We start from the raw sequence: 25,373 nt of genomic DNA, 5'->3' as shown, positions 1-25,373 counted from the left end.
CGGTGTGGAATAGTGATTGTTATTTCCAGGAAAGTTCTAATTTCTTGCGGGAATCAGCGCAGTCCCACCTTAACGCAGCGACTACCGGGAAAGCAGCTGTGCCTGGCACCAACGCTACATCGTAATGCCCCATGGCTCCGGTAAAGGTTGTGATGGTCATATATGTTGACAGTGCCTGGCACGGTATAAATCAAGAAAGTATCATATACTGCGGCGATTGTATTTTGTGATGCAATTTACTGCGGTGCGCTGGCACCATCATCATATTGCAATCTGTTATGACTACCGTTAGGCTGAGAATGCTTTATCTGCTTATGATTCCTGTAAGTGGAGCCAGGCACCGCTTCGTTTCCCGAATGCGAAAATAAAGCCAATGGGGACGGTTCTCGATGGTGCAGTTTCTCATGCATCAGCAAGAACCGTCCCTAGTGGCGACCGGGTGGTGATAGATCATTGAATTAGTGATAGGAATTGAAAATTGTTTAGCATGAAAGGTGTAGGTTTCGGAATTGGCACGAAATCTACGCTTTTTCTATGACAAATATCAATATTTAGACTATAATAATACTATGAATAAAACATTAGTGAGATAAATTTCTTATAAATCTCAATCTCATTTACTAAAATTAGTATAAAATATGCCGATATACAATTAAAGACATGGAGTTTTATGCTAGAATTAGCTTGTGAGGGCGAGATATGCTAGTTGAATACAATAATACAGAAGTTGTTAATGGTCAGGCTATAGCGTTAGAGCGTGAAGCTAATATCAATAACCCGGATTTTCAGTCAGAAGCAGACGTTATCAGTTCTGTGACAGCTAATGTTAAAGGAAAAATTGTATATAGGATGATAAAAAGAGCGTTTGACGTGGTTGCGTCATTGCTGGGATTGATAATCTTAGCTCCGCTTTTTTTGGTTGTGGCTATTCTAATCAAAAAGGAAGATGGAGGCCCTGTCTTTTTTGTTCAGGAAAGAACCGGATTAAATAATAAGCCGTTTAAAATGTATAAATTCCGAACAATGTGTGAGAATGCAGCTGAGATGCATAAGTTTCTCTTAGAGCAGAATGAGCTTGACGGACCTGCTTTTAAAATGAAGCATGATCCAAGAATCACACATATAGGTAAAGTTCTAAGAAAGACCAGTATAGATGAGCTTCCGCAGCTCCTTAACATTTTGAAGGGTGAAATGTCCGTAGTTGGACCAAGACCGCTTCCTGTATACGAGACAGATCAGATGACTCCATTCCAGATGACAAGGCATCTTGTTAAGCCCGGTCTCACATGCTATTGGCAGGTTATGGGCCGCACTGAAGTCCCATTTGAAGAGTGGATGGAACTTGATCAGAAGTATTTGCAAAAGAGAAGTGTGGCAACTGATATAGGACTTATAGTAATGACATTTAGAGCGCTGAGTGCAGGGGATGGCGCATATTAAATTATAACTTGGTGGGGGCACAAATTTGAATATCGCTTATGCTTCAGACAACAATTTTGTAGATGTAATGTGTGTTTCGATTATGTCATTTAATGACCATAATTCTGATGCGACTATTTACGTACTTGATTGTGGTATTGAGGAGCATAATAAGCAAAAGATACTAGAACTGTGTTCCGGAAAGAATACAGTTCTTTTTGTTGATGCAAAAAAGACTTTAGATAAGCTTGACTATAATTTGAATTTGGATAGAGGATCTATAGCTTCATATGCAAGATTGTTTATAGGTTCCTTTCTTCCTGCCGAAGTAAAAAAAGTATTGTATTTGGATTCTGACACCTTGGTAAGGGAGCCACTTAATGAGTTATATGATTCGGATTTATCACCTTATGTGATTGGAGGAATTAGAGATTCTTTTAGTGCCCTAAATAAAAAAGTTTTTGGAATAAAGAAAGGAGAATTACTTGTAAATGCCGGAGTATTGTTGATTGATTTGATTTGCTGGAGACAGCAACGAATAGAGGACAGAATCTACGAGGTTATAAAAAAGCACAATAAGATATTTCAGGGAGATCAAGGTGTGATCAATACAGCGTTTTGTGGGAAGGCTAAGGAGCTTCCGCTAAGATATGATGTTATGACCTATTTATATGATTTTTCATATGATGAAATGATTTTATATAGAAAACCTGATGCATATTTTGGTGAAGAAGACGTTCAAAAAAGTGTCAGGAATCCGGCAATAGTTCATTTTTCGTCTAGTTTCAAATCGGATAGACCTTGGAATTTTTCAGTTAGATGCAAGCATCCTTTTTTAGATGAGTGGATGTACTATTATCAAGTTACAGGCGGGAAAATGGGGCCTGGCAAAAAAAAAGATTTCAAATATAACAGATTTTTTTTGTTATTAATAGGACTTTTGCACGCTTATATCAGACCGGTAAAAAATCTTTTATTTTAGTTGCTACTTCTCATACAGTATCATTGATCCGTGGAGCGAGAATTTTGAAAACAATTTTAATTAATTATTTGGGCAGAAATAATTCAGCACCTTTTTTTTCTTACAGTGTTGGTAAAGCGCTTAAGGAAAATGGATATGATGTAATTGCTGTCGTTTCTAAACATGCAACTAATATTTCTGATTGGAGAAATTATGGATTTAGGGAAATATATGAAGTAGATACATATACTTCTGGCAAAAATCTGATATTTAAGAGCATATGTTTTTTACTTGTAGGAAAAAGAAAGTTAAAGAAGAAGTTTGACTCTGAGAATATCGATTATATTATAAATACTTTTTTTCACCCATGGTCAAATATAGTCTCTGACTTATGGAAGGAAGCTGTGAAAATAACGTTTTGTCATGATCCTATATTACATGATGGTGTTAATAGGATTATGAGAGTTATGTATCCTCTTTTTATACGGAGAGGGGATCATGTTGTTGTGTTGACGAAGAAATTTGTTGATATAGTTGAAAAAGATTATGGGATAGATAGAAAAAGAATTCACTACTGTCCACATGGAAGGATGGATTTATATAAGAATAATATTTCTTCATGCAGACCTATGGATTTTCCAGAGTATAAAAATGAATATATAAATTTTGTCTTTTTTGGACGTATTGAGAAGTATAAGGGGTTAGACGTTTTAGGAAAAGCCTATGAGATTATCAAAAGCAAGCACTCTAATGTGAGTCTCTCAATTTATGGTGCAGGCGATTTGGGTGCATATACTGATTTAATTCAACACCAAGATGTTCGAATAGTAAATAAATATATATCTGATGAGGATATTGGATGGATATTTAACGGTGCAAATATTGTTTTAGTTTTACCATATGAAAATGCTACTCAATCTGGGGTGATTCCTATAGCTTTTGAGTATGGAACACCTGTGATTTGCAGTGATCTGACAGGGTTGAGAGAGCAGTTAGATGATGGAAATGCAGGAATATATTTTGATGCTGGTAATGAAAAAAGCCTGGCTGATGCTATGGAGTTATTCATTTCAGACAAAAAGGTATATAACGGGCAAAGCGAAAAAATGCTCAATTTAAGCGATAAAATTGAGTGGTATAGTATCATAGGTAATCTTATGAAAGAGATAGATAAATGCTAAATGTTGTTTACTGTACAGACAATGGATATGTCATTCCCACGGCGATTTCGATAAAATCGTTAACTAGTAGCAATCCATGTACTAGTTTTTTTGTTTATGTCTTGACTAGTGGCATAGATAAGGCTGGAGAGCAATTGCTTAGCGGCCTTGGAAAAGAGCAGAATTGTCAAGTTTTTTTGATACCTGTAAATAATCATTTGAATGATTATATGAAGGTATTTAACAAAAATACTAATATTACAACCTATGCAAGACTATTATGTGAGGAATTGCTGCCAAAGACGATAGATAAAGTGCTTTATGTAGACGGAGATACACTTTTTACAGATAGTATTAAATATCTAGAAAACTACTCTTTTGACGACGAATTATTATGTGGAGTATACGATTATTCTCTTTCTGACTATAGAGTAAAAACAAATATAGGGTATAAGAATAGTGATATATATGTTAATGCCGGCGTTTTGTTGATAAATCTAAAGGCATGGAGGCAAAACAAAGTTTCTGAGAAATGCCAAAAAATGTTATTGAGTAATAAAATATTTATGCTTGGGGATCAGGATGTAATAAATTTGGTTTGCAAAGATAGAATTAAACTATTGCCTATAAATTTCAATATGACAGGTTTATCCGCAGTAATACCGTATCGCTACTATAGATTTATTATGGATAAGGGGGTTTTTAGATATTATTCTAAAGAACAATTATCGTTAAAACAGAAGAAACCTGTAATTATACATTATGCTTCAGAAGTTTTTGGAAAACCATGGCTAAGTAATTCTGATCCTGTTTATGAGCATGTATGGCATGAATACAGGAAAACTCTTGGAATCGATTTAAAAGAAAAGAAAAGGATATATTCAACAAATAAGCATTTGGCAAAGTATAAGAAATGTGTAGAGCAAATTATTTATCCATTCTATAAAGCAAAGATTTATGGAGCTGTTGCTATATTGTATTGGGGCTTTTATATAGTTCCACATGGCTTTCAGTATTTGTTGTGGAGAATAAAATGATTGTAGTTAGATTCGGAGGCGGACTGGGGAATCAACTGTTTCAGTATGCATTGGCATTGATACTTAAAGAAAAATATCAGGATGTGTCAGTAAAATGCGACATAGCTTCTTACGAATTATTTGATGAACATGAGGGGTTTGAAATCCCGAATATTTTCGAATTTGATCTTGAAATAGCAGATTATACGATAATTAAGAGGTTTTGCCCTGCGCAAATGCTTGCTCAGAAATTGGGATTTAAGGCATTAATATGTAATCGAATAAATAGATATACTCCTATATGGAATATAGATAAACTTTATAGAGTAATACAAGATAAGCGGAAGAGATTTAGAAGAATTACAGATAATCATATTGGAAGATTTAATCCGGAAATAATGTTTCTAACAGAATCTCGGACTAAGGATTACTATTTGGAGGGGGCATGGCAGAATTTAGGGTATTTTACAGGCTATAGAGACTGGTTAAAAAATAAAATGCGTATTTCACGTACTATCTGTGATGAAGAAATGTTGGAGGTAATCAAAGAACAAGAGGCAGTTGGAATACATATCAGGGGGGGAGACTTTTGCAATAATAAGCGCCTGAATATATGTGGTATTAGCTATTATGAGAAAGCAATCAGGCAATTGGAAACGTTAAGAAAAGATTTGACTTTTTATGTATTTACTGACGATAAAGAAAAAGCGCAAAGAGTGATTGAGAATCTGGAACTATGTAATGCTTATATTATCAGTGGTAATGCATACGCTGATTTTATTTTACTCAATGCGTGTAAATACAAGATTATATCCAATAGCACGTTCTCATTTTGGGCAGCCTATTTATCTGATAGACAAAATGAGAGTGCCTTGACAATAGCGCCGATGTTTATAGTAAAGGAAAAAAAGAATTATATTCCGAATTCTGTACCGGATGATTGGATACTGGTAGATAACAGAAACGATAAGTGAAGGAGCAAAGAGTGGAGCTACCAAAACACATAGAATTGGATAAAACCCCTATAGATATTTTGGATTCTATAGAAAAAGTAGAGTATGAGCCCGAAATGAGCGAATATGACCTGAGCTTTATTTGTGGGATAATAAAAAAATATAGACCACAAAAATGTGTTGAAGTAGGAATAGCTGGTGGAGGAACCAGTGCTATTATTCTTAATGCAATGTATAACTATTGTGAAAATAGTGAGTTTCATGTTGTTGATAAATCTAAAGAATATTATCACGATAGAAGAAAACATAGTGGATTTCTTGGTCGCCAGGCTTATGATTTTTTATCTCCCAAAAAGGACTTCAAAATTAAATATGTTGAGCATCTGGGAAATGTCCTTCCAAGTTATTTGGATGAAATAGGGAACAATATAGATTTTGTTTTATTAGATACTGTACATATATTGCCAGGAGAAGTACTTGATTTTCTTGCTGTTTTACCTTATTTGCATGTTGGGACAATTGTAGTTTTACATGATGTAACATTAAACAGTATAAGCTATGGCAAAAAAAATGATGTAGCGACCGGAGTATTGTTTAACTCGGTTGTTGCTGAAAAATACTATGAGATTAATAGTCATGATGCTATGCCAAATATTGCTGCCTTCAAAGTTACAGAAGATACTATGAAATATATCATGAATGTTTTTGGAGCATTGTGTCAAACGTGGAGCTATTTACCTTCTAAGAAGGAATTGGATGCGTATAATGCTGTTATAAATAAGTACTATGGTAAGTTATATGATTATTATGCAAAGATATGTGATACAAATGCAAAAAACTTAAATAATATTTCTCTTAGAGATAAGGCTACATTAATAGGAAAACTATTATTAAATAGGGCTTCTTCGCAGTATAGGATTAGAAATAACTGATAGGAAATAAGATGATGAAAGTGAAAACTATGGCGAAAAGTGTATATTCTGTTATCATGTGCCTTTTTCGTGGCCTTCCTTTGAATTGCAAGTTGGAAAGAGGAGTTACGCTTAGAAAGAGCGTTTTAAGAGGAAGAAATATGGTTTTACTTAATTCTCATATTGAGAAATGCGATGTTGGATTCGGAACATTTATCGGTAGAAATTGTGAATTATACAAGACAAAAATAGGTGCTTATTGCTCGATTGGTGAAGACGTTAAACTAATTTTTGGAAACCATCCAACACATGGGATAGTATCAACTCATCCGGCTTTTTACTCTAAGGAAGGACAATATGGCTTTTCATATGTAAAAGAAAACCTGATAGATGAATACACTTATTGTTCGGATAGTAGTCTTTTGGAAATTGGAAATGACGTATGGATAGGCTCTGGTGCAAGAATTATGTCAGGAGTAAAAATTGGAGATGGGGCAATAATAGGTGCAGGAGCTTTAGTAACAAAAGAGGTTGATCCTTATAGCGTAGTTGCTGGCGTTCCTGCCAGAACACTGTATAAGAGATTTTCTGAAACTCAAATCCATAAGCTTTTATGTATTAAGTGGTGGGACAAGGATGAAGATTGGCTAAAAGAGCATAGTAGTCTTTTTGCAGATATAGAAACACTTATAGATGGATTAAGTAATGAATAATGCCATGTACGAAGATGAAATTAAGATACTCAAAAACATATTTAGAAGAAGGATACGTCATTATCAACGTAGTAAAAATCGGATAATTATTGGAAATCATAGCAAATATAAAGACTTGAAACAAAGGAAAGATTATTATTGTTCGATAAAAAATGAGTTGATAGATGCTATCAATTGCTTTCGGGCTAATAATGAGATCATCATTGATAAACCCTTTATGCACATAGACAATATCTCTTTTTTAAGTAATAACGGTGATTGGTTAGGAAAAGTTTTTATTTATAATGGACAAATTCTAAGGGGTATTAATGCTGAAAGTGTTGATAAATTTTTTGAACTGTGGAAAACAGGAATAATACAGACCTTAGGCAACTATGGTTTTTTCCCGCAAACTACGATATCAGATTATTACACGGATAATTATCCAATTGTATTGCAGCACAAAGCGATTAGTAAAAACACATCAAAGACATGGTGCTTTGAAATGATAAAAGATGCATGCATACAAGCATGTTTATTGCGTGATGTGTTAGAGGTATTTGGCTACACATTATATGATGGTCATTTGAACAATATGGTATTTAATAGAAATACACCGGTGTTTATAGATATCGGCTCAGTCGTTAAGAATGATAGTGATAGGGATGGATTTTCGTGGGAATTGGCATTTTCTGGACTTTATAGAATGATTTTCTATTTGTTTGGAAATAATATGTTGAAGCATATCCAGGTTTATGATGAAGCGAACAACTCCATTTGGATAAAACCATGGAATTATGATAATGCGTTGGAAGAACACTATTATTTTCTAAAAAAGTATAAAGCATATGGGATTATTCATAATTCAATATTGGTTAATTATTTGATATTTAAGGTGTTCGATTGTTATGATCTTAGACCTGAATATATTGATTTATTGTTTACCTATAAGCAAACACATATAGATTTATACGTAGGAGATGTGGAAAATAGTGACATCGTTTTGGCGTTAAAAGACGTTCAAGATGTTCTGGGGATAAATATAGATAGTTATTATTTAATTAAAAAATTAGCTGAAATAAAAGATTGTAATTATAGATTGATAGTTGATGATGACTATATAGCAAATACTGTTTATAAAAGAGAAAAAGAATGTAAAGGGACGATAGGAGTCTTTTTGCATAATATTATGTATTCAGCTGATGATGTCAGCATTCAAAATATTAGATCAGATTTGGTGATTGTTGAAAATGTAACCAGCAATGTAACTGGCTTTCATAGTTTTAAATATGATGCTTTAGTTTCAAATTTGGCAATGATATCTAAAAAATATTTATACGTTTCGATAGAAGGAGAAGATAAAGAATTTCTAAGAGAGTTAACTGATCGATTTGTTATTAAAGAAGAACGTTACAATAATGTAGGAAGTATTAATAAGAAATATATATTTTGTATTTTAAAAGAGCGTGAGAATGAAAAAAGAAACACTGATAAAAAAATATGGAAATCTACCTGACAGTGTTAAGGCTTCAGCTTGGAATACGTTTAGTTCCATTATACAAAAGGGTATATCTATTTTAACAATTCCAATTTTTACAAGGATGATGAGCACACAAGAATATGGTGAAGTGTCGCTATATTCGTCTTGGTATGCGATAATAGCTATTTTTGGATCTTTGAATTTGTATCATAGTACGACGTTTAATGGACTTACCAAATTTGAAAATGATAAAAACGGAGTTATATCAAGTTTTCAAAGTCTGACATTTGTATTGTCTGCTGCTATTTTTTTATTATCTTTGATATTTAAAGATTATTGGTTTAGACTTACCGGATTATCTGAAATATATATTTTGATGATATGTGTAAGTGTTGCTTCATTTTCTGCTTTTAATTATTGGACAGCAAAAGAAAGATATGATTATAGATATAAGAGCGTAGTAGTGTATTCGCTGATTATTAGTATTTTATCGCCAATTCTGGCAATAGTACTGATTAATACTTCTAAATATAAAGCTCTGGCAAGGGCTATTGCATATACTATTGTTCAAGTAATAGTAGGTGTCATCTTCCTGGTATACAATTCGAAAAATGACAGGAAATATATCAATACAAAGTACTGGAAATATGCTCTTTTTATGAACATACCGCTTCTACCGCACTATTTGTCAAGTATAGTGCTTAGTGAATCAGATAGAATCATAGTTGGACGCATTTGTGGAAAAGATAGTGTGGCTTTGTATTCATTGGCATATAACATAGGTATGATGATGATTGTAGTTATTACTGCAATTAATAATTCAATTACGCCATATATTTTTAAGACTTTAAAAAAAGACAATGTGAATAACCTGAAAAAAATATCTTTACTAATAGCTGTTTTTATAATGTGTATGTGTATGCTATCTATGACTATTGGCCCGGAAATAGTATCGACTTTGGGAACAAAGGAGTATAACGATTCTATTTGGATTGTACCGCCAATAGCATGTTCTGTTTATTTTTGTTTTCTATATCCCTTGTTTAGTACTATTGAGTTATTCTTTGAAAAAACATTTTTTGTTTCTGTGTCATCGCTTATTGCAGCAATTATCAATGTTGCTCTTAACTATATGTTTATACCAAAATATGGATTTTACGCGGCGGCATATACTACGTTATTTAGTTATATTGTATATGCACTGATGCATTTCTTTTTCTCAGAAGTTATTTTGAAAAAGAAAAATAGAGCAGGAAAGTTTTTTGATGGTTTCCTGTTATTTGGAATTGGTGTACTTGGAATAGTTATGATGTTTATTACCTTGTTTTCCTACTACAATACGATGTTTCGAATCATGCTGCTTTTGATAGAACTTGCAGTTGTTACTATATTGGCAGTGAGAATTCGTCCTTTGATTAGGGAGATTAGTAAATAATGGGGAAAAAGATTACTATTTCATATTCTGAATTAGTGCTGTTTGTGTTTTTTTTGCTATACTTTCAGCCTGTTATAATAGAGAGAATATCCGGCCAACTTGATTTTGTCTCTAGAATGCTTAATGTAGTGATGTTCGTTTCTATTGCCTTTGTTAGGACGATTCGGAATAAAAGACTGGTAATAGGCTCTAGATTCAATTCAATGTTTATAGTGTTTAATATATGGAATATTATCTGTATTCTCTTTATGGCTCCGGGAATAATTTTTGATTATTTTAAAGAGCTAATATATATTGTTGAGTTTTGGACTATATTAAATCTTTATTCGGATGAAATAGACTGCGTTTGGAATTCACTATCGATTGTTTCCGCCACATACATTATTATTAATTCCCTTTCTCTATTGATGTGGCCAAACGGCCTGTTTTACTCACATATGGGATCGAGTATAGAAAGAGCGCAGTGGATTTTAGGATCGAAGAATAATATTGCGTTATACACCATTATTTTTCTTATGTTCATACATATAAAAGAATATAAGACACATAAATCAACTATTATGCTGATTGATATTATTGCATTTATGACCGTTGCCTGTTCCGGTAGTAATGGTTTTCAAATTGTGGGAGGATCGTCTACAGGTATAGCTGCATGTGCAATATGTATTATGCTATTGTCTTTAAATGTAAAGAATAGACTAGGCAATTTTAGAATGACTTCGTCTCTTACAAATTGTCTTGTATTGTTGTCGGTGTTTAATGCTGTTTTCTTATTTGGGTCAATGACATTTGGAAACTATATTTCTGGTTTGTTCAATAAAAAACTAATATATGGAGGACGTATTCCGATTTGGCAAACAAGCTTGAAATATATCAGTAAATCTCCATTATTCGGATACGGTTATAATAGGTTTGGCTATCGTTTTTTTAATGGATCAAGAACTCTTCTGACAACATATACTTATAATACAGTATTGGGAATACTTATCAGATATGGATTGATTTCAGCTATTCTTTTAGCATTGGTTATTATCTCTGTGAAAAAAAGCAATACGTATATTACTCGCATAGTAATATGCATTTTCTTTTCATTAGGAATATGGGGGATAATGAATGAATTGGATTTTAGATATATTTTTATTCCTCTTATATGTATTGAATCTTCAAAGGAGGAATATAACGATAATACATCAGATAATGAATTAAAGCAGCATCTTTTTTTAGGAGCATAGATACAAGATATCAGTGAAATATTAGTGCGAATAGTATTCGTTCAGAGGGGGACGATTATGCAACGCAAACGTATTCTTGTTACTGGTGGAGCAGGCTTTTTGGGCTCACACCTGTGTGAAAAGCTTTTGGATCAGGGAAATGATGTTATCTGTGTGGATAATCTTTTTACGGGAAGTAAGGATAACATCAGGCACCTTATGGACAACAATTACTTTGAATTTATCAGACATGATGTGACTCAGCCTCTTTATGTTGAGGTTGATCAGATCTATAATTTGGCTTGCCCAGCTAGCCCTATCCATTATCAGCACGATCCGATTGCGACGGGGAAGACGTCAATAATGGGAGCACTAAATACGCTTGGTCTAGCCAAAAGATGTAACGCAAGAATCTTACAGGCCAGTACAAGCGAGGTATATGGCGATCCTGAGGTTCATCCGCAACCTGAGACTTACAGAGGATGCGTTAATCCAATAGGGCCTCGTTCTTGCTACGATGAAGGCAAGAGAATGGCAGAAACGCTGTTTTTTGATTACAATAGGCAGCATGGTGTGGATATCAAGGTTATCCGCATATTCAATACCTATGGGCCTAGAATGAGTGCTCATGACGGAAGAGTAGTGTCTAACTTCATTGTTCAGGCACTTAACAACGAAGACATCACGATTTACGGTGATGGCAAGCAGACCAGAAGCTTTTGTTATGTTGATGATCTTATTGATGGAATGATCAAGATGATGAACAGCAGGGATGGTTTCACCGGGCCTGTTAACATTGGAAATCCAGGTGAGTTTACTATGTTGGAACTTGCTGAGCTTGTGATAAAACTTGCAGGATCGGATTCAAAGATTGTGTATAAGCCTCTTCCGCAAGACGATCCATTGCAGAGGCAACCTGTAATAGATTTAGCCAAAAAAGAACTTGGCTGGGAGCCGACGATTAGTCTGGAAGAGGGACTTGCCAGGACTATTGAGTACTTTAGGATATTGCTTGGAATCTATTGAGGTTGTTTTGGGGAGATTCGGGACAGTCCCCAAGTAGATTTTGGAACACTAAACATCGTTCAATGTGCCACGAAATAAGAATCATTGTCAAAGCGAACATATATTCGGCATAATAATTGCATGGTGCTACCTAAACGGTGGCGGTTAGTCCTCTATCAGGGAGTACAAGCCCTGTGTACATAGAACCCATATGGGAATATCTATAGGAGGAAAGGCTCTATGCTAACAAGGGAAGGCATGATTGCAATTATTGCGCTTAGTGCAACGATGTTCGGTCTTGGCTATTCCATTGGCAGGAATAGCAGACATTAAAATAACCGCCCCAGTCTGCAAACTTAGGCGGTTATTCAAACCAAATAATTTCAGGCTAACCGTTGCTGTACGGGTAGCACCTTTTTTATAACTATATGATAGCATAACCGGTCGCAATTGCAAGTTTGCGGGAGGATGATTTGAAATCCAGGGTTACTGTTCAGACAGAAATGCGCACTCTGCTGCGCATTTCGTGAGAAAGTGATTCAGGAGTGAGAGAATATGCAGACTACAAAAGGGGAACGAATCAGCTACTATCTCTATTTCTTTGGTCAGAATATGTTTTACATCATAATCGCAAGCTTCACTTCGATTTTTCTTCTTAATCACGGAGTGAGCGAAACTGTGGCGGCATCGGTAATCTTTGCGCCTCAGATCTGGGATGTTATCAATGACGTGATCTTTGGCAGGATAGTGGACAAGTGCCGTTTTAAGAGTAGCAAGTTCCTGCCTTGGGTAAGGGTGTCCTGGCTGTTGATACCGCTGACAACCATATTTATCTACAGTATGCCGGACAGCATCAGTGTTTCAGCCAAGTGCGCCTGGGTTGTGGTGGGATACTGTCTGTGGTCGGTGGCCTATACCATGTGCGATACGCCGATTTATGCCCTTTCCACCGCCATGACTGACAACGTTACTGAGCGCAATACGATTTTGTCCATATCCCGAGTATCCGGAACGGCAGCAGCTGTCATCGCAACTCTGGCTATTGAGGGGCTATACACCGGCCTTGGCTGGCGGCTTCTGGCAATCCTTTTGTCTATAGTTTCCATGGCAATGATGTTTCCGATTCTTATTTTGGGAAAAGAGAGAAATGCCGGCAAGTCAGAAGGCGCCGCAACCTTCGGGGACATGATAAGAGCCCTTGCGGGAAACAAGTATCTGATATTATTCTACGTGGCTTTTTTCCTGGTGGGTGTAACTAATACGGCTCAGACCGTGATCCCTACCTTTGCCCAGTACGTTTTGGGCGACACGGAAAAAGGCACTGTTCTGCTGGCTATGGCGATTCTACCAGCAATAGTTGTCGCAGCTTTTATCCCTGCTTTGTGCAAAAAAATCGATAAATTCTGGCTGTACATCGGCTGCCTTGTGATATTTGTTGTGGCCTCTGTCGTACAGTTTTTTACCGGATATGAAAATGATATTCCGCTGTATGTGACCATGGCGCTAAGGGGCGTGGGACTTGTTGGCTACAACGTTCTGGTTTACATGTTTACTCCTGACTGCGTTGAGTATGGCCAGTACAAGACGGGCGTAAGGCAGGAGGGAATCACTTTTTCCATCCAGACCTGTGTTACCAAGCTCTCGGGTGCGCTTATGAGCAGTATGTCGCTGCTACTTCTGGCGCTCTTTGGCTTCAGCGCTGCCAATGCGGATGCCGTGACAGGTGTGGTTGATGCCAAGGGAGCCTATGGCTGCTGGAATGTCCTGACCTGGATAAGTGCCATCGGGCCGGTTATTGCCATTATAATCCTTGTTACCGGCTATAAGCTTCGCGACGGCATAGTCGATAAGATGGCTAGATGCAATGCAGGGGAGATAACAAGAAAAGAGTGCGAGGAGGAACTGAAGGGAGCAGAGCTGTAATGTTGGCCGTTGAGAGGGAAAACAGCTAAATCATGCGATTTGAATATGACTGATTGACGTGTATATGCGTTGCATGTATAATTGCATTATGATCAAAACATTTGCTGACAAAGAAACTGAGAAGATATTTAATCAAACATATTCAAAGGCACTTTAGAGATAGTTGATTATCATTAGGGAGACAGATGATGACTAAGAGAATTGAGACTCCAACCGTAGGAGAAATATTAAAAGAAGAGTTTATGGATCCATATGGAATATCTGCGTACAAACTCGCTCAGGATATTAAGGTTCCTACATCAAGAATACAGGATATTATTCATGGTCGCAGGAAGATTACTGTAGATACATCACTTAGACTTGCCAAGTATTTTGATGTTTCAGACAGATATTTTCTGGATATTCAGGATGATATTGATATACGTAATGCCAAGCTGGAACTTAGAGTTGAGATTATGGGGATTTCTAAATGTGAGTATCTATGCGAAATTGAGGTACCAAAGAAGCCTGGAGTGGTAAGTGAGTAACTAATTACGAGCTTAGACGATAAGAGGATTGTCTATGGAACGAAAAAAGGAGCTTCCGAAAGAGCAGAAGAAGCAAGAAATAAAGATAAAAGAGAACCCCAAAGCTGCAGCTCTTAAGAGAGCCCCTGACGAGGTTATCGCCAAGGCTATTCATGAGGCGCTTTCCAAGGGGAAGGTGGATCATTGATCATGAAAAAAGGATTAGCATATCTGTTAATTACATCTATACTGGTAATCATTTCCGGTTGCGGTAGGCAGGAAAACAATGAGGCTACTGAGATGTGGTCAGAACCATTGATCGAAAGCATAGTTGAAGAACCGCCGGAAGATTCGACAGAGACAGAAGATTCGGCGGAAGCAGAAGACCGGGCAATAACACAGGAACAGAGCCAAACAACAGACCAACCGGAAGTCGAAGACCAGACAAAAACTCCGACAGAACAGCAAACAGAATCCGCGCCGTCCGGCCTTCTAACCACCACCGCCGACCTACAGCTCACCGATACAGACGGCAGCGGCAAAAACTATACTTTCACATATGACGGCGAGGAATTTCGAGCTAAGTACACCACCGATAACTGGAGAATCTTTGATTCCTACAGAATCAACAATGAAAGTGACATGACCATAATCTGTCAGGCCCTGATCGATGAGCACCCTGTTCATGGCAGCGACATGGAATCCTACAGAACTGCTGATGACATGGTGGATGAGTGGGTCATCCATAACATGGCCTACGCACTTTTGCAGGAGGATGATCCACTGAAATCCCATGCTAAGGACGTAGATTTTGATCCCAAGGATCAGAACAAAAGCTTCGAGGAGTTCTATAAGGACAGAACCGGCAAGGATTTCAATATGAATGATTTGTTTGAACGTATGGCATCTCAGTCAGAAACTCAGAATAACGATAATTAGGATATGGGGGAGAACTAACAATGTCAGAAGATATTTTGGGTAAAGTTATGGATGGTATGACAAAATAACGGCTACGCAGCAATTTGCGCAGCCGTTTTGCTTTAGCTTAATCAGTTATCGTGAAATTGATGTTTATAGTTCCGGTGAAGTTACCCTTTCCGATAACCTGAACTATAGCGTTGCCTTTCTTCGTGTTGCTTTTGTACTTAAGAGTGTAGTCGGTGCCTTTGGCCAGGGTAACAGTTTTTCCTGATGCGAGTTTCATGGTAACTGTCGGCTCAGGCTTAACCCCGCCTTTGACATATTTATAGGATGTGGTCTTAAGTCCTGCAGTAACCTTGCTACTTTCCTGACTGATGTTATAAGCCTTGATCGTGAAGGACTTGGTGAGGCTTCCTGTATATCCTGATACACCCTGGATATACAACTTCGCCTTTCCCTTGCCTGTGTTACCGGCAAAGTAATAGGTGCAATCGTAATTTCTCTGCTGCTTTCTGGTAAGCATGGCATAATCCGACAGCGGGATCTTCCTAAGGGTTACAGGCGTATCGCCTTTCCCAGCGGTGTAGGTCAAGTCAAAGTCCTTGGTGATCTGCGCTCCTGTATATATTTCGGGAGACAAGGATCCGGTAAACCTGGTCTTGGAAAGAGCAGTTCCTGTAATTGTAAATGGAACACGAACAGTACTAAAGAAGTCTCCCTTTCCTGTAATTACCGCATATCCTTTTCCAACATCAATGTTGTCTTCATAAGATATTTCGTAATCAGTGCCCTTAACAAGAGGCTTTTTCTTGTATGTTACTGTTACTTCCGGCTTGATCTCTTTACCTGTATAGGCCTGCTTGCCGATCTTTGCCGATGCTTTGGAGATGAGTATCTTCTTCTGAATATTTACAGATACCTTAATCGCACTGAAGGAATAGTTCTCAGTAGGTCTTATGTAGAAGAAGCTATCACCTTCCGATACGAAGTCGCCATTTTCACCGGTGCCGTAATCATATACGAAGTGCTTGCCTGCCTTAAGAGTTACAAGCTTTCCATCGATATAAGCCTTCATTACTGGCTTTGGCTTATGAGCTTTTTTGTCATAACTATAGTCGTAAGCAGTCTTAGAAACTGCATAACTTGTTATAACCTTAGGCGCGATCTTGAATTCATAAGTCTTCTTCTCTGTCTTGGAATAGGCTCCCTTGAAGGTGACCGTAACTGCTGCAGTACCTGCATTTATGTTTTTGGAGTATTTAAGAGAATACTCTTTGCCTGCATTAAGACTCTTATTGCCATCAAAAACAAGGAGGCTGGAGAGCTTCAAGGCTTTTCCCATATATTCCAAACGCTGATTCTTATATCTGTCACTTCCGATGATCCAGATGCCTTTCGGGATATCATCACCTGTTTCAAATTTCATATAGGATCTGACTTCCTCAGGAATATCACCCCATACTGAAGGATCAACCGGTTCCGGTTCGGGCTCGGGCTCAGGTTCGGGAGTCTTCTCCCATACCGCATAAACGGTAGTATCTTCTACAATCTCTGTCTTATTCGAAAGAGTAGTAGTACCGTTTTTATCATATGACCAGCCAAGGAAGGTGTAGCCTTCTCTTTTTGGGTTACTATACCAAAAAGAATTATACGCATACTCAAGAGTGGTACCCTTAACAACACTATAGGGATATACTTTATCTCCATTCTGGAAATCAAAGGCAATACTAACTGAAGGGGTTCTGCAGCTTAAAAAGATCGTGATATTATCAGTTACCGCAGTCTTGGCAAAATCAAAGTCCCAATACTCATACATAGGATTATTTTCACTGTAACGATAACGCCAGGAAACCACGTCATAGTCTTTAAGGAAACCTGAGATGTCAGGTTCCTTGGCAAGCTGGCCGCATTTAACCTTCTGTGAGGGGATGCTGTGCTTTTCGTCATTTCGAATGTTTATGGTCTGGAAAGTTACAGTACATTCCTTGTCAGGGTAGAAGGGGCAAAAGACGGGCTCGTTATCCGACATTCCGATCGCTCCGGGGTATGGATTTCTCCAGGAACGTTTGCTTCCATCGTATTCAACAATGATATTTTTGGGAGCTTTATAAAAAGCATCATTCCTAAAGCTGCCGTTTTTCGGGTATTCACACAGGAATCTTACCTTCTTGAGAGATGCGCAATCGCCGCAGAACCAGTGGCCAATCGAGGTGACGTTTTTACCAATGGTGACGCTGGTAATACCTGTCTCACAAAAAGTAGTGCCGCTAATCTCTGTAATTCCATCAGGAATAACTATGTCGCCTGTAATGTTCTTACAACCATAGAAGGTACCTGCTCCAAGGTGCAGGAGGCCTTTTGGAAGGGAGATTTTTCCCTCAACATTTGTTGATGTAAAAACGCTCTCTCCTATATATGTAAGAGTCTCAGGAAAAGTGATTTTACCGGTTACGTATGGGCGATTGCCGCCGGTAACCTGAAAAGCATTGTCACCAAGGTATTTGAGCTTATTAAAGCCATTTATTCTGATTCCGCCTCTTTTACCATTACTGTCAGTGCTAAAGGATACCTCACGGAATGCATAATCGCCGATGTATTCGATATCCTGAGGTATCTCGACGGTGTTTTTTATACAGTAAATGTTACTGAAAGCGTATTTACCGATAACCTTAACTTTGGTCGGAAGGACCAGAGTTTCCATAATTCCGGCGTCGTAAAAGGCGTAGTCACCGATCTCGGTAACAGACTGAGGGATCCTGGAATATGTCGCATGATTGCCGGATGCTTTGTAAAAAGCATAGGCGCCGATTTTGGTCAGGTCTTCGCTCATAGACACATATTTGTAGCTGGCTGAATACCAGGGCGGGAGCATAGTTTCGGAATAGTCCCACATCGCTCCGGTTCCCTTAATATATAAGGTTTTATCTTTGATCTCCCAGGTTAATTTATCTCCGCATTGGGTAGACTTGGGTTCTCCAAGGCAATACCAGGTAACAGAGCAGAAGGCCTTTGACATTTCGGCTCTTGCGCTGTCAGACCAGGTGGCGTCATTTCTTGGATAATAGGCTTCTACTGATGTGCGGGAAAATGCGTTATCGGCAAGTTTAGGTGCATTACCGGTAAATTCTACGGTTCTGAGGGCATGGCAGTGATCAAATGCTCTTGAGCCGATTTTTTTCAGATTCTTAGGAAAAACAAGCGACTTTACAATACTCAGACCGTACATGCCGCTTTCCTCAATCTCAGTCAGCGTCTCCGGAAAACTAAAGGACGTAAAGGCGGCACATGCAAAAACACCTTTTTCTAAAACAGATATCCTGGCTTTTAATATAACGCTGCCTGTTATAGAGGCGTTACAAAATGCATAGGGCTCTATCCTCTTTACCGATTCAGGTATGACAAGATCTCCGGAAAGAAGGAACGAGTCAAAAGCACTTGTGCCGATTTCCTGTAAGGTTGAAGGCAATTTGAGAGTAACAAAGTTGCTTGCTCCGCTATCGCCGGATTCATACATAAGATCACAAAGGCAATAGCTGCCGACTCTTGTGATGCCTTCACTGATTATGACGGTCCTGATCATATTTCGATAGCTGTACCAGGGAGCACTTTTCTTATCGGAATAATCAGCTATTGCGCCGCCTCCTGAAAATGTAAGTGTTTTGGCGGATTCGTCATAACTCCAGCTTACCGAGCGGCTGTCAGGATAACCGCAATATCCGCTGCTTACTGAAAGTAATTGATAATCAGTGACTTCCTCGATAGCGTCTTCATTAGCTTCCTCAGAGGCTTCTTCGACTGCTTCCTCAGTATCTTCCTCAGTGATTTCATAATAGATCTTTGAGTCCTCCGATGAGTTTTCATCAGCTTCTTCGATGAACTCTTCTTCAAGTATTTCCTCTGTTTCTGTGGAATTATCATAGGCATAAGAAACTACAGACGAAGAAAGAACTGTCTGCGTCAAAATGATCGCACACAGCGTAGGAATTAAAAATCCCCGAAATGCTTTTTTCATACTTAAAATCCCCTTTTTATTCAATAAATACCCCGAAATGATAACATTATTCTGAAGAGCATGCAAGAATGCGGGAATGGAAAAAGCCCGTATGTTCAGCTATAATGTGTAGATATAGGTGATGATTAGAAGAAGGGGAGGATATCATGAAAAAAGTATTGTCGATAATTATTACAGTGTTAATGGTATGTGCAGCATATTTCAGCGCACAGCCAATGAAAGTGTCAGCAGCGACCAAAAACGTGATAGTTGTCATAGATCCGGGCCATGGAGGTACGGGAGAGCGTAATCTTGGAGCACAGTACGGCAGTTTTTCCGAGAAGGATATGACCTTGAAGCTTGGCAACGCCCTTAAGGCGGAGCTTGAGAAATATGATGGCATCACTGTTTACACTACTCGTACCACGGACACTGTGATCTCACTAGAGGACAGGGCAGCATATGCTAAGAGCGTAGGAGCAGACTTCGTGTTCAGCCTTCATTTCAACGCATCCTCAGACCATGAATTCTATGGCTCGGAGGTATGGACTTCAGCTTTTGGCGATTATTACGTGGCAGGTGCAAATTTCGGTAGGCTCGTGACCGCAGAGTGGAATGTCCTTGGCCTTTATCAGAAGGGGGTTAAGACAAGGCTTGGCGCATCAGGAGCTGACTACTACGGAATCATAAGGCAGAGCGTTGCAAGAAATATGCCCTGCGCCATTTTGGAGCATGCGTACCTTGATCATGGCTATGACACGGCGCTTCTTAGCGGCAGTGATTTTATAAACAAACTGGCAGTAGCTGATGCAACAGCTATCGCCAAGTATTTTGGGCTTAGCTCCGCCAAGACGGGAGCTGACTTCTCGAACTTTTCATATACCAGCGTAAAAAAGCCTGCCAGAGTTCCCCGCCAGGACGAGACTGCGCCGGAGACCTGCAGTATCAAGGTTCTTGGCTATGACAAAACAAACGGCAATATCCTTGTAGAGATGACCACCAGGGACAGCCAGAGTCCTGTTATCTACTTTAGCTACAGCTATGACGGCGGCAAGACCTATAGCCTTCTCCAGATGTGGGACAGAACCAAAGACACCCAGTCCTTCAATGTCAAGGTTCCCAGCGGCAGCGTCAACCCCACAATCGTCTGCAGAGCCTACAACAGCTACGAGAAATGTGCTCAGAGCATAGAAGTGCCGGTGGCTGAGGTGTTCAGGTATTAAAAAAGATGCGAGGATGAATCATGAAAATTTCAGTTTATAACGATTGGGACCATATCCCCAAGGCAGAGGCAGCAGGCGCAGAAGAAGCAGTCCTTGCCTGGGACGGAGAATACAGAAAAGGCGACATCATCGAATTTTCGGGGCTGACACCTGATGCTTTCTATGTGGTCAAGGTGGACGGCGCAGTGGATGAGGCCTTCGTATATATCACGCAGGAGACGGTTCTGTTCACAGTGCCTTTTTATGAGAAAAAAACGAGCTACAACCCGCTGGCATTCTTCGGTAACCGCCACGTTGTCACCATCAGGAAGGCCCGTGACTTCGAGATAAATTCATACAGAAATCTGGCGCTCAATCCCTTCGACCAGCACGAAGTAAGCGGAGTATATCCACATGCCAGCGCCAATGTGGAGACCAGAGGAGAAGCGGTCTTTGCTGCCAGAAATGCCATCGACGGCTGCATCGCAACCCTTTCCCACGGCGAGTGGCCCTATGAGTCCTGGGGCATCAACAGGCAGGACGATGCGGAGTTTACTTTGGACTTCGGAAGACCCGTGAGCTTTGATGAGATCAGGCTGTACACCAGAGCGGATTTTCCGCATGACAATTGGTGGGTAGAGGCTACCTTCACTTTCTCCGATGGCACGAGCGAAACTGTCCATATGGATAAAAAGGTCGCTGAGCCGCACGTGTTCAAGATTTCCAGAGAGAACATAACCCGGCTGAAACTGGGGAATCTCATTAAAGCAGATGATCCAAGCCCGTTCCCTGCACTGACTCAGATAGAAGTGTACGGACAAAACAGCATCTAATAGTCGTCCTTATACCGGGCTTACCATTTGTTTTTTAGTACATCGCCCTTTAGATAGAGGCTTCCCTTAACATTTTCCTGTATCGGAGTAATAAGGTGCTGTTCCTTTAGATAGGCCAGGTTCTGACGTGAGCATTGAAGCTCTTCGCAGCATGCGGCGGTGTCCAGGAGGTTTTTCCGAGAGAAGGTAAGAAGCTCCTTAAAGCTAATTGGCAGCGTTTTTCCGTGCTTGTACAGAACATGCGCGGGTATGTCGATGGAGTCATTGAAGGTGGCACTGTAGCCTCCGCATCCAACTTTTCCGGATTCGAAGAGAAGACTGTTTCGCATTATTTTGGCAATATCTCTTTCGGGAGGGCATTTTGCCAAGTCCACCAGTTTCATGGTTTCATCTGCAAAGATGCAGAGCAGACGATTATTATTAAGGACCACCAGATCTTTTAGATTCCGGTGGCTTCTTTTTTCTACAAAAGCCGGAAGCATATCCGTCTTTCGGATATGGTAGTTGTCTTGAGAACAGCGTCCTTCCGAAATCTCCAGCATTTTCATTTCATCATATTCCTTTAGTCTGTGTGTGGACAGAATTGAATTGATGTTTTGTCTACCGGTAGGGATCAATCTTTCATGGACCCAGAGGAGGCTGATATCTTTTGGAATGGTGAAGATCCCTTTTTTGACATAAGAAGTCAGAAGAAGAGGAGCATTCCATTCATCGAGCCCTTCGCACAGCTCAATAATAAAACTTTTTTCTTTCTCATAATATAGGAGAGCACCTATCAACAACTCCAGGGATTCATCAATTATTTCAAAGACTTTCATATACCTTCATCCTTTCGGTGATCATTTCCCAGATCTTATCAATAAAAATCTCTGACAGAATATTCTCAAGACCGGAAAAGAGTACATCCTTATCCGATGTTTTCAGCTTCTTTTTTATTAACTTTTGAGAATTCTTGATCAGAGCAAGGTTTTCGTAGCAGGAATGACTTCCGATGAAATTGTTGCAGGGCAAGTCCTTCATGATATCAAAGGCATGGGCTTCATCATCGTCTCTGCAGGAGTACATAAGTGACAGGCCGTGATCGAATAACGGAGCTATTCTGAGGGTGCGGGCACGGGAATTTCTGAGGATTTCTATGTTAGCGCCATGTCTGTCTCTGTTTAAGAGTAAATAATCAACCAGGATCATTTCGTCAATGTATTTCTGCCAGCCCTGTCTTACGCAGAAATCATAGTGGGACTCTCCGGGAAAAGAGTTGGTTCGATAGTAGTCATCAAGTGCAACCTTGCTTTCTCCCGGCTTTTTGAAATCTTCAGAGGAACACAGCCATGTGTTAAAAACATTGCCTTCTATTTCTATATCTGCATTGATCAACTCATACTCAAGATGTTCGATGCCAAGGATTGTAAGGAGTCTATCTGCAATTATCTCATTGACGCATTCATGACCAACAACACCTTTTACAGGGTCAAAATTCGATAGCTTATAGTATTTTTTTCTGCCCTCAATAGAAGAGGTTGCCTTTAAAAAGTTCCCGGCAGTACCGCCGGAACTGCGTATGTGAGACCAATTAAGGTAGGTAAGATCCTGCTTGCTTTGTATTATTTTAGCCATTGCTGCATCTCTCTTTCTGGATTTGATTTGACGTGCGTCAAATATATTACAATATAATTATAAATAAATATTTGACGTGCGTCAAATTGAATTAGGATGATTGCTGAGTTAACGCAGATGTTGCCATGCAGGTAGTTGGCGTAGGCTTCATCATCGGCGTTGTACAGGATTCAGTTGAGACAGCACTTAACTCTTCAGGCGATGTAATGTTCGCTGCAACTGCAGAATATGCCAAGTGGAAAAAAGAAGGAAAGTCCCTTCCCACCTTCCTTGGCGGCACCACCAAGACCGACATCCAATTCGGTTGATTAATATATCAATTAACGCTACAATGTGTATAAATATACATGTTGCGGCGTTTTTTTATAAGGTAAAAAGCGTGAAAATGAAGAAGAAAACGAATATAAGGAGGCAGGACTATGGCAGACAACAAATGGAGATGCAGAGCAGAAGACTTAAAAGGTACCGAGACCGAGAAGAACCTTCTGGCAGCCTTTGCCGGAGAATCTGAGGCGAGAAACAAGTATACCTTTTTCGCATCCAAGGCAAAGAAAGAAGGCTATGTTCAGATTTCTAACATTTTTGCCGAGACAGCGGCCAACGAGAAGGAACATGCCGAGATCTGGTACAAGATCCTGACAGGGATCGGAACCACAGTGGACTGCCTCAAGGACGCAGCTGACGGCGAGGCCTATGAGTGGAAGGAAATGTATCCCTCTTTTGCCAAAAAGGCCAGAGAAGAGGGCTTTGATGAGATCGCAGAGCTCTTTGAGGGCGTAGCTGCAATAGAAAAAGAGCATGAGGAGCGTTATCGTAAGCTCCTTAAGAATGTAGAGGACAAGCTGGTATTCTCCCGTGACGGTGACTGCGTATGGCAGTGCAGCAACTGCGGACACATCGTTATCGGCAAGGAAGCTCCTGATGTGTGCCCGGTCTGCAACCATCCGAGGGACTACTTCCAGCTTAAGGCTGAGAATTACTGAGTAAATATTCATTTTATAAAGGAGGAACCTGAATGTCAGAGATGAACCCAAAAGCAATGTACAAATTGTCCTATGGTCTCTTCGTATGCACCGCCGTTGTGGGTGATAAGAAGAACGGTTGCATAATAAATACTGCGATCCAGGTGGCATCGGACCCTAACCGCATTTCCATCGCAGTGAACAAGGCCAATTACACCCATGACATGATAAAAGAGTCCCACCGCTGCAATATCTCTGTTATCAGCCAGAAAGCAACCTTTGACATGTTTAAACATTTCGGATTCCAGTCAGGACGAGATGTGAATAAATTCGCAGACACCTCCGCCTTTACCTATAACACCTCAGAGGACGGTGTGCCCTATATCACCAGCGGCACCAACGCTGCGTTTGCCCTTAAGGTGGAGCAGGAGGTAGATCTTGGTTCTCACACTCTTTTCATCTGCGAGCCGCTGGCCATGAGACTTCTGGACGATGCTCCCTCCTGCACCTACGAGTATTATCAGAACAATATCAAGCCCAAGCCCCAGGCAGTCGGTACAACTCCCAAGGGCGAGACCGTATGGCGCTGTACAGTATGCGGCTATGAGTACGTGGGAGAGGAGCTTCCCGATGATTTCGTATGTCCTATCTGCAAACACGGCAAGGACGACTTTGAAAAGATAGTCAGATAGTAAGATGATCAGCTTATATGTCACCTCTTCTTATATGTGATATACTTGAAAAGTAGTCAATAAATAGACTGCATAACAAATATGAGAGAGGTGATTTTATGAGCAGAGTATCAGAGGTAACCAACTTACAGCAGCAGAGAATCAAAGAAATGCAGGAGCGCATGAAGGATGCGAACATGACCGATGACAAGAGAATGCAGCTCATGATTCAGAATATGACACAGACTCTTAACGATATATCCCAGACACTGGCTATTATCGCTGACAAGAAGTGATGATGCAGATAGGGACGGTTTTTATACCAATGGGGACGGTTCTGTTTGGTAAATTTTGCTCGCAAAATTTACCAAACAGAACCGTCCCCATTGGTATAAAAACCGGCCCGTGGTGTAATTTTTTCCACATAATGTTCGTCAATCCGGCTTGAACAAAAACTAAAATGAGTGTTACGCTATTTAATATTAACAATCTAAGGAGAAGTATTTA

24 protein-coding genes and 1 pseudogene are annotated in these 25,373 nt (G+C 39.4%); 21 read left to right on the top strand and 4 right to left on the bottom strand.

The window, feature by feature from the left end:
• Positions 1–19: 19 nt before the first annotated feature.
• Positions 20–160, bottom strand: a complete 141-nt coding sequence (locus NXH67_RS04950; protein WP_272796640.1) for a hypothetical protein — start codon at positions 158–160, stop codon at positions 20–22.
• 539 nt (positions 161–699) lie between these two features.
• On the opposite strand from NXH67_RS04950, the gene NXH67_RS04945 reads away from it, so the two are divergent.
• The 15 genes from NXH67_RS04945 to NXH67_RS04875 all read left to right on the top strand — a co-directional run bounded on the left by NXH67_RS04945 (position 700) and on the right by NXH67_RS04875 (position 15,611).
• The gene (locus NXH67_RS04945; RefSeq protein WP_272796639.1) at positions 700–1,440 is read left to right on the top strand and encodes a sugar transferase; all 741 of its coding nucleotides are present in this window, start codon (positions 700–702) and stop codon (positions 1,438–1,440) included.
• A 25-nt stretch (positions 1,441–1,465) separates the two neighbouring features.
• On the top strand, positions 1,466–2,401 hold the full coding sequence (locus NXH67_RS04940) for a glycosyltransferase family 8 protein (protein ID WP_272796638.1): 936 nt from the start codon (positions 1,466–1,468) through the stop codon (positions 2,399–2,401).
• Positions 2,402–2,445: 44 nt separating this feature from the next.
• Positions 2,446–3,561: a glycosyltransferase gene (locus NXH67_RS04935; RefSeq protein ID WP_272796637.1), complete on the top strand. Its 1,116-nt coding sequence runs from the start codon at positions 2,446–2,448 to the stop codon at positions 3,559–3,561.
• Positions 3,555–4,577, top strand: a complete 1,023-nt coding sequence (locus NXH67_RS04930; RefSeq protein WP_272796636.1) for a glycosyltransferase family 8 protein — start codon at positions 3,555–3,557, stop codon at positions 4,575–4,577. Before NXH67_RS04935 ends, NXH67_RS04930 begins: the two co-directional genes overlap by 7 nt.
• The gene (locus NXH67_RS04925; protein ID WP_272796635.1) at positions 4,574–5,530 is read left to right on the top strand and encodes an alpha-1,2-fucosyltransferase; all 957 of its coding nucleotides are present in this window, start codon (positions 4,574–4,576) and stop codon (positions 5,528–5,530) included. Before NXH67_RS04930 ends, NXH67_RS04925 begins: the two co-directional genes overlap by 4 nt.
• On the top strand, positions 5,527–6,441 hold the full coding sequence (locus tag NXH67_RS04920) for a class I SAM-dependent methyltransferase (protein ID WP_272796634.1): 915 nt from the start codon (positions 5,527–5,529) through the stop codon (positions 6,439–6,441). Before NXH67_RS04925 ends, NXH67_RS04920 begins: the two co-directional genes overlap by 4 nt.
• Positions 6,442–6,470: 29 nt before the next feature.
• Positions 6,471–7,133 (top strand): CatB-related O-acetyltransferase, encoded by a 663-nt coding sequence (locus NXH67_RS04915; RefSeq protein ID WP_272796633.1) that lies wholly within the window; start codon positions 6,471–6,473, stop codon positions 7,131–7,133.
• Complete coding sequence (locus NXH67_RS04910) at positions 7,126–8,628, top strand: hypothetical protein (RefSeq protein ID WP_272796632.1); 1,503 nt, start codon at positions 7,126–7,128, stop codon at positions 8,626–8,628. Before NXH67_RS04915 ends, NXH67_RS04910 begins: the two co-directional genes overlap by 8 nt.
• Complete coding sequence (locus tag NXH67_RS04905) at positions 8,585–10,027, top strand: lipopolysaccharide biosynthesis protein (protein ID WP_272796631.1); 1,443 nt, start codon at positions 8,585–8,587, stop codon at positions 10,025–10,027. The genes NXH67_RS04910 and NXH67_RS04905 overlap by 44 nt, the downstream gene beginning before the upstream one ends.
• On the top strand, positions 10,027–11,259 hold the full coding sequence (locus tag NXH67_RS04900; protein WP_272796630.1) for an O-antigen ligase family protein: 1,233 nt from the start codon (positions 10,027–10,029) through the stop codon (positions 11,257–11,259). The genes NXH67_RS04905 and NXH67_RS04900 overlap by 1 nt, the downstream gene beginning before the upstream one ends.
• 57 nt (positions 11,260–11,316) lie before the next feature.
• Positions 11,317–12,264, top strand: a complete 948-nt coding sequence (locus tag NXH67_RS04895) for a UDP-glucuronic acid decarboxylase family protein (protein WP_272796629.1) — start codon at positions 11,317–11,319, stop codon at positions 12,262–12,264.
• Between the two features lie 534 nt (positions 12,265–12,798).
• Positions 12,799–14,166, top strand: coding sequence for an MFS transporter (locus tag NXH67_RS04890; RefSeq protein WP_272796628.1), 1,368 nt, complete (start codon positions 12,799–12,801; stop codon positions 14,164–14,166).
• A gap of 188 nt (positions 14,167–14,354) precedes the next feature.
• Positions 14,355–14,693, top strand: coding sequence for a HigA family addiction module antitoxin (locus NXH67_RS04885; RefSeq protein ID WP_272796627.1), 339 nt, complete (start codon positions 14,355–14,357; stop codon positions 14,691–14,693).
• 34 nt (positions 14,694–14,727) lie between these two features.
• Positions 14,728–14,880: a hypothetical protein gene (locus NXH67_RS04880; RefSeq protein WP_022778699.1), complete on the top strand. Its 153-nt coding sequence runs from the start codon at positions 14,728–14,730 to the stop codon at positions 14,878–14,880.
• 2 nt (positions 14,881–14,882) lie between these two features.
• A complete protein-coding gene (locus tag NXH67_RS04875) occupies positions 14,883–15,611 on the top strand; it encodes a hypothetical protein (RefSeq protein WP_272796626.1) in 729 nt (242 codons plus the stop codon).
• Positions 15,612–15,717: 106 nt separating this feature from the next.
• Here NXH67_RS04875 and NXH67_RS04870 read toward each other — a convergent pair whose 3' ends face one another.
• Positions 15,718–19,605 carry a leucine-rich repeat protein gene (locus NXH67_RS04870; protein ID WP_272796625.1) on the bottom strand — a complete coding sequence of 1,296 codons (3,888 nt, stop codon included), beginning with the start codon at positions 19,603–19,605 and terminating at the stop codon, positions 15,718–15,720.
• A 146-nt stretch (positions 19,606–19,751) separates the two neighbouring features.
• On the opposite strand from NXH67_RS04870, the gene NXH67_RS04865 reads away from it, so the two are divergent.
• Positions 19,752–20,807, top strand: a complete 1,056-nt coding sequence (locus NXH67_RS04865; protein ID WP_272796624.1) for an N-acetylmuramoyl-L-alanine amidase family protein — start codon at positions 19,752–19,754, stop codon at positions 20,805–20,807.
• Positions 20,808–20,827: 20 nt separating this feature from the next.
• Entirely contained in the window at positions 20,828–21,619 is a 792-nt protein-coding gene (locus NXH67_RS04860) for a DUF7402 domain-containing protein (RefSeq protein ID WP_272796623.1), read from the top strand.
• A 20-nt stretch (positions 21,620–21,639) separates the two neighbouring features.
• On the opposite strand, the gene NXH67_RS04855 is transcribed toward NXH67_RS04860, so the two are convergent.
• Positions 21,640–22,437: a hypothetical protein gene (locus NXH67_RS04855; protein WP_272796621.1), complete on the bottom strand. Its 798-nt coding sequence runs from the start codon at positions 22,435–22,437 to the stop codon at positions 21,640–21,642.
• The gene (locus tag NXH67_RS04850; RefSeq protein ID WP_272796620.1) at positions 22,424–23,233 is read right to left on the bottom strand and encodes a hypothetical protein; all 810 of its coding nucleotides are present in this window, start codon (positions 23,231–23,233) and stop codon (positions 22,424–22,426) included. Before NXH67_RS04850 ends, NXH67_RS04855 begins: the two co-directional genes overlap by 14 nt.
• A gap of 116 nt (positions 23,234–23,349) precedes the next feature.
• On the opposite strand from NXH67_RS04850, the pseudogene NXH67_RS04845 reads away from it, so the two are divergent.
• The 4 genes and pseudogenes from NXH67_RS04845 to NXH67_RS04830 all read left to right on the top strand — a co-directional run.
• Positions 23,350–23,541 (top strand): annotated as a pseudogene (locus NXH67_RS04845) (hypothetical protein); the annotation flags it as partial.
• A 111-nt stretch (positions 23,542–23,652) separates the two neighbouring features.
• Positions 23,653–24,216, top strand: a complete 564-nt coding sequence (gene rbr / locus NXH67_RS04840) for a rubrerythrin (protein WP_272796619.1) — start codon at positions 23,653–23,655, stop codon at positions 24,214–24,216.
• 41 nt (positions 24,217–24,257) lie between these two features.
• On the top strand, positions 24,258–24,887 hold the full coding sequence (locus tag NXH67_RS04835) for a flavin reductase (protein ID WP_272796654.1): 630 nt from the start codon (positions 24,258–24,260) through the stop codon (positions 24,885–24,887).
• 98 nt (positions 24,888–24,985) lie between these two features.
• Entirely contained in the window at positions 24,986–25,162 is a 177-nt protein-coding gene (locus NXH67_RS04830; protein WP_022778710.1) for a hypothetical protein, read from the top strand.
• The last annotated feature ends 211 nt before the right edge of the window (positions 25,163–25,373 follow it).

The sequence above is a fragment of the Butyrivibrio sp. DSM 10294 genome (assembly GCF_028539135.1).
Lineage (GTDB): Bacteria > Bacillota > Clostridia > Lachnospirales > Lachnospiraceae > Butyrivibrio.
The sequence above is the reverse complement of the archived record's forward strand: the minus strand, read 5'-3'. Positions and strand labels throughout refer to the sequence as shown.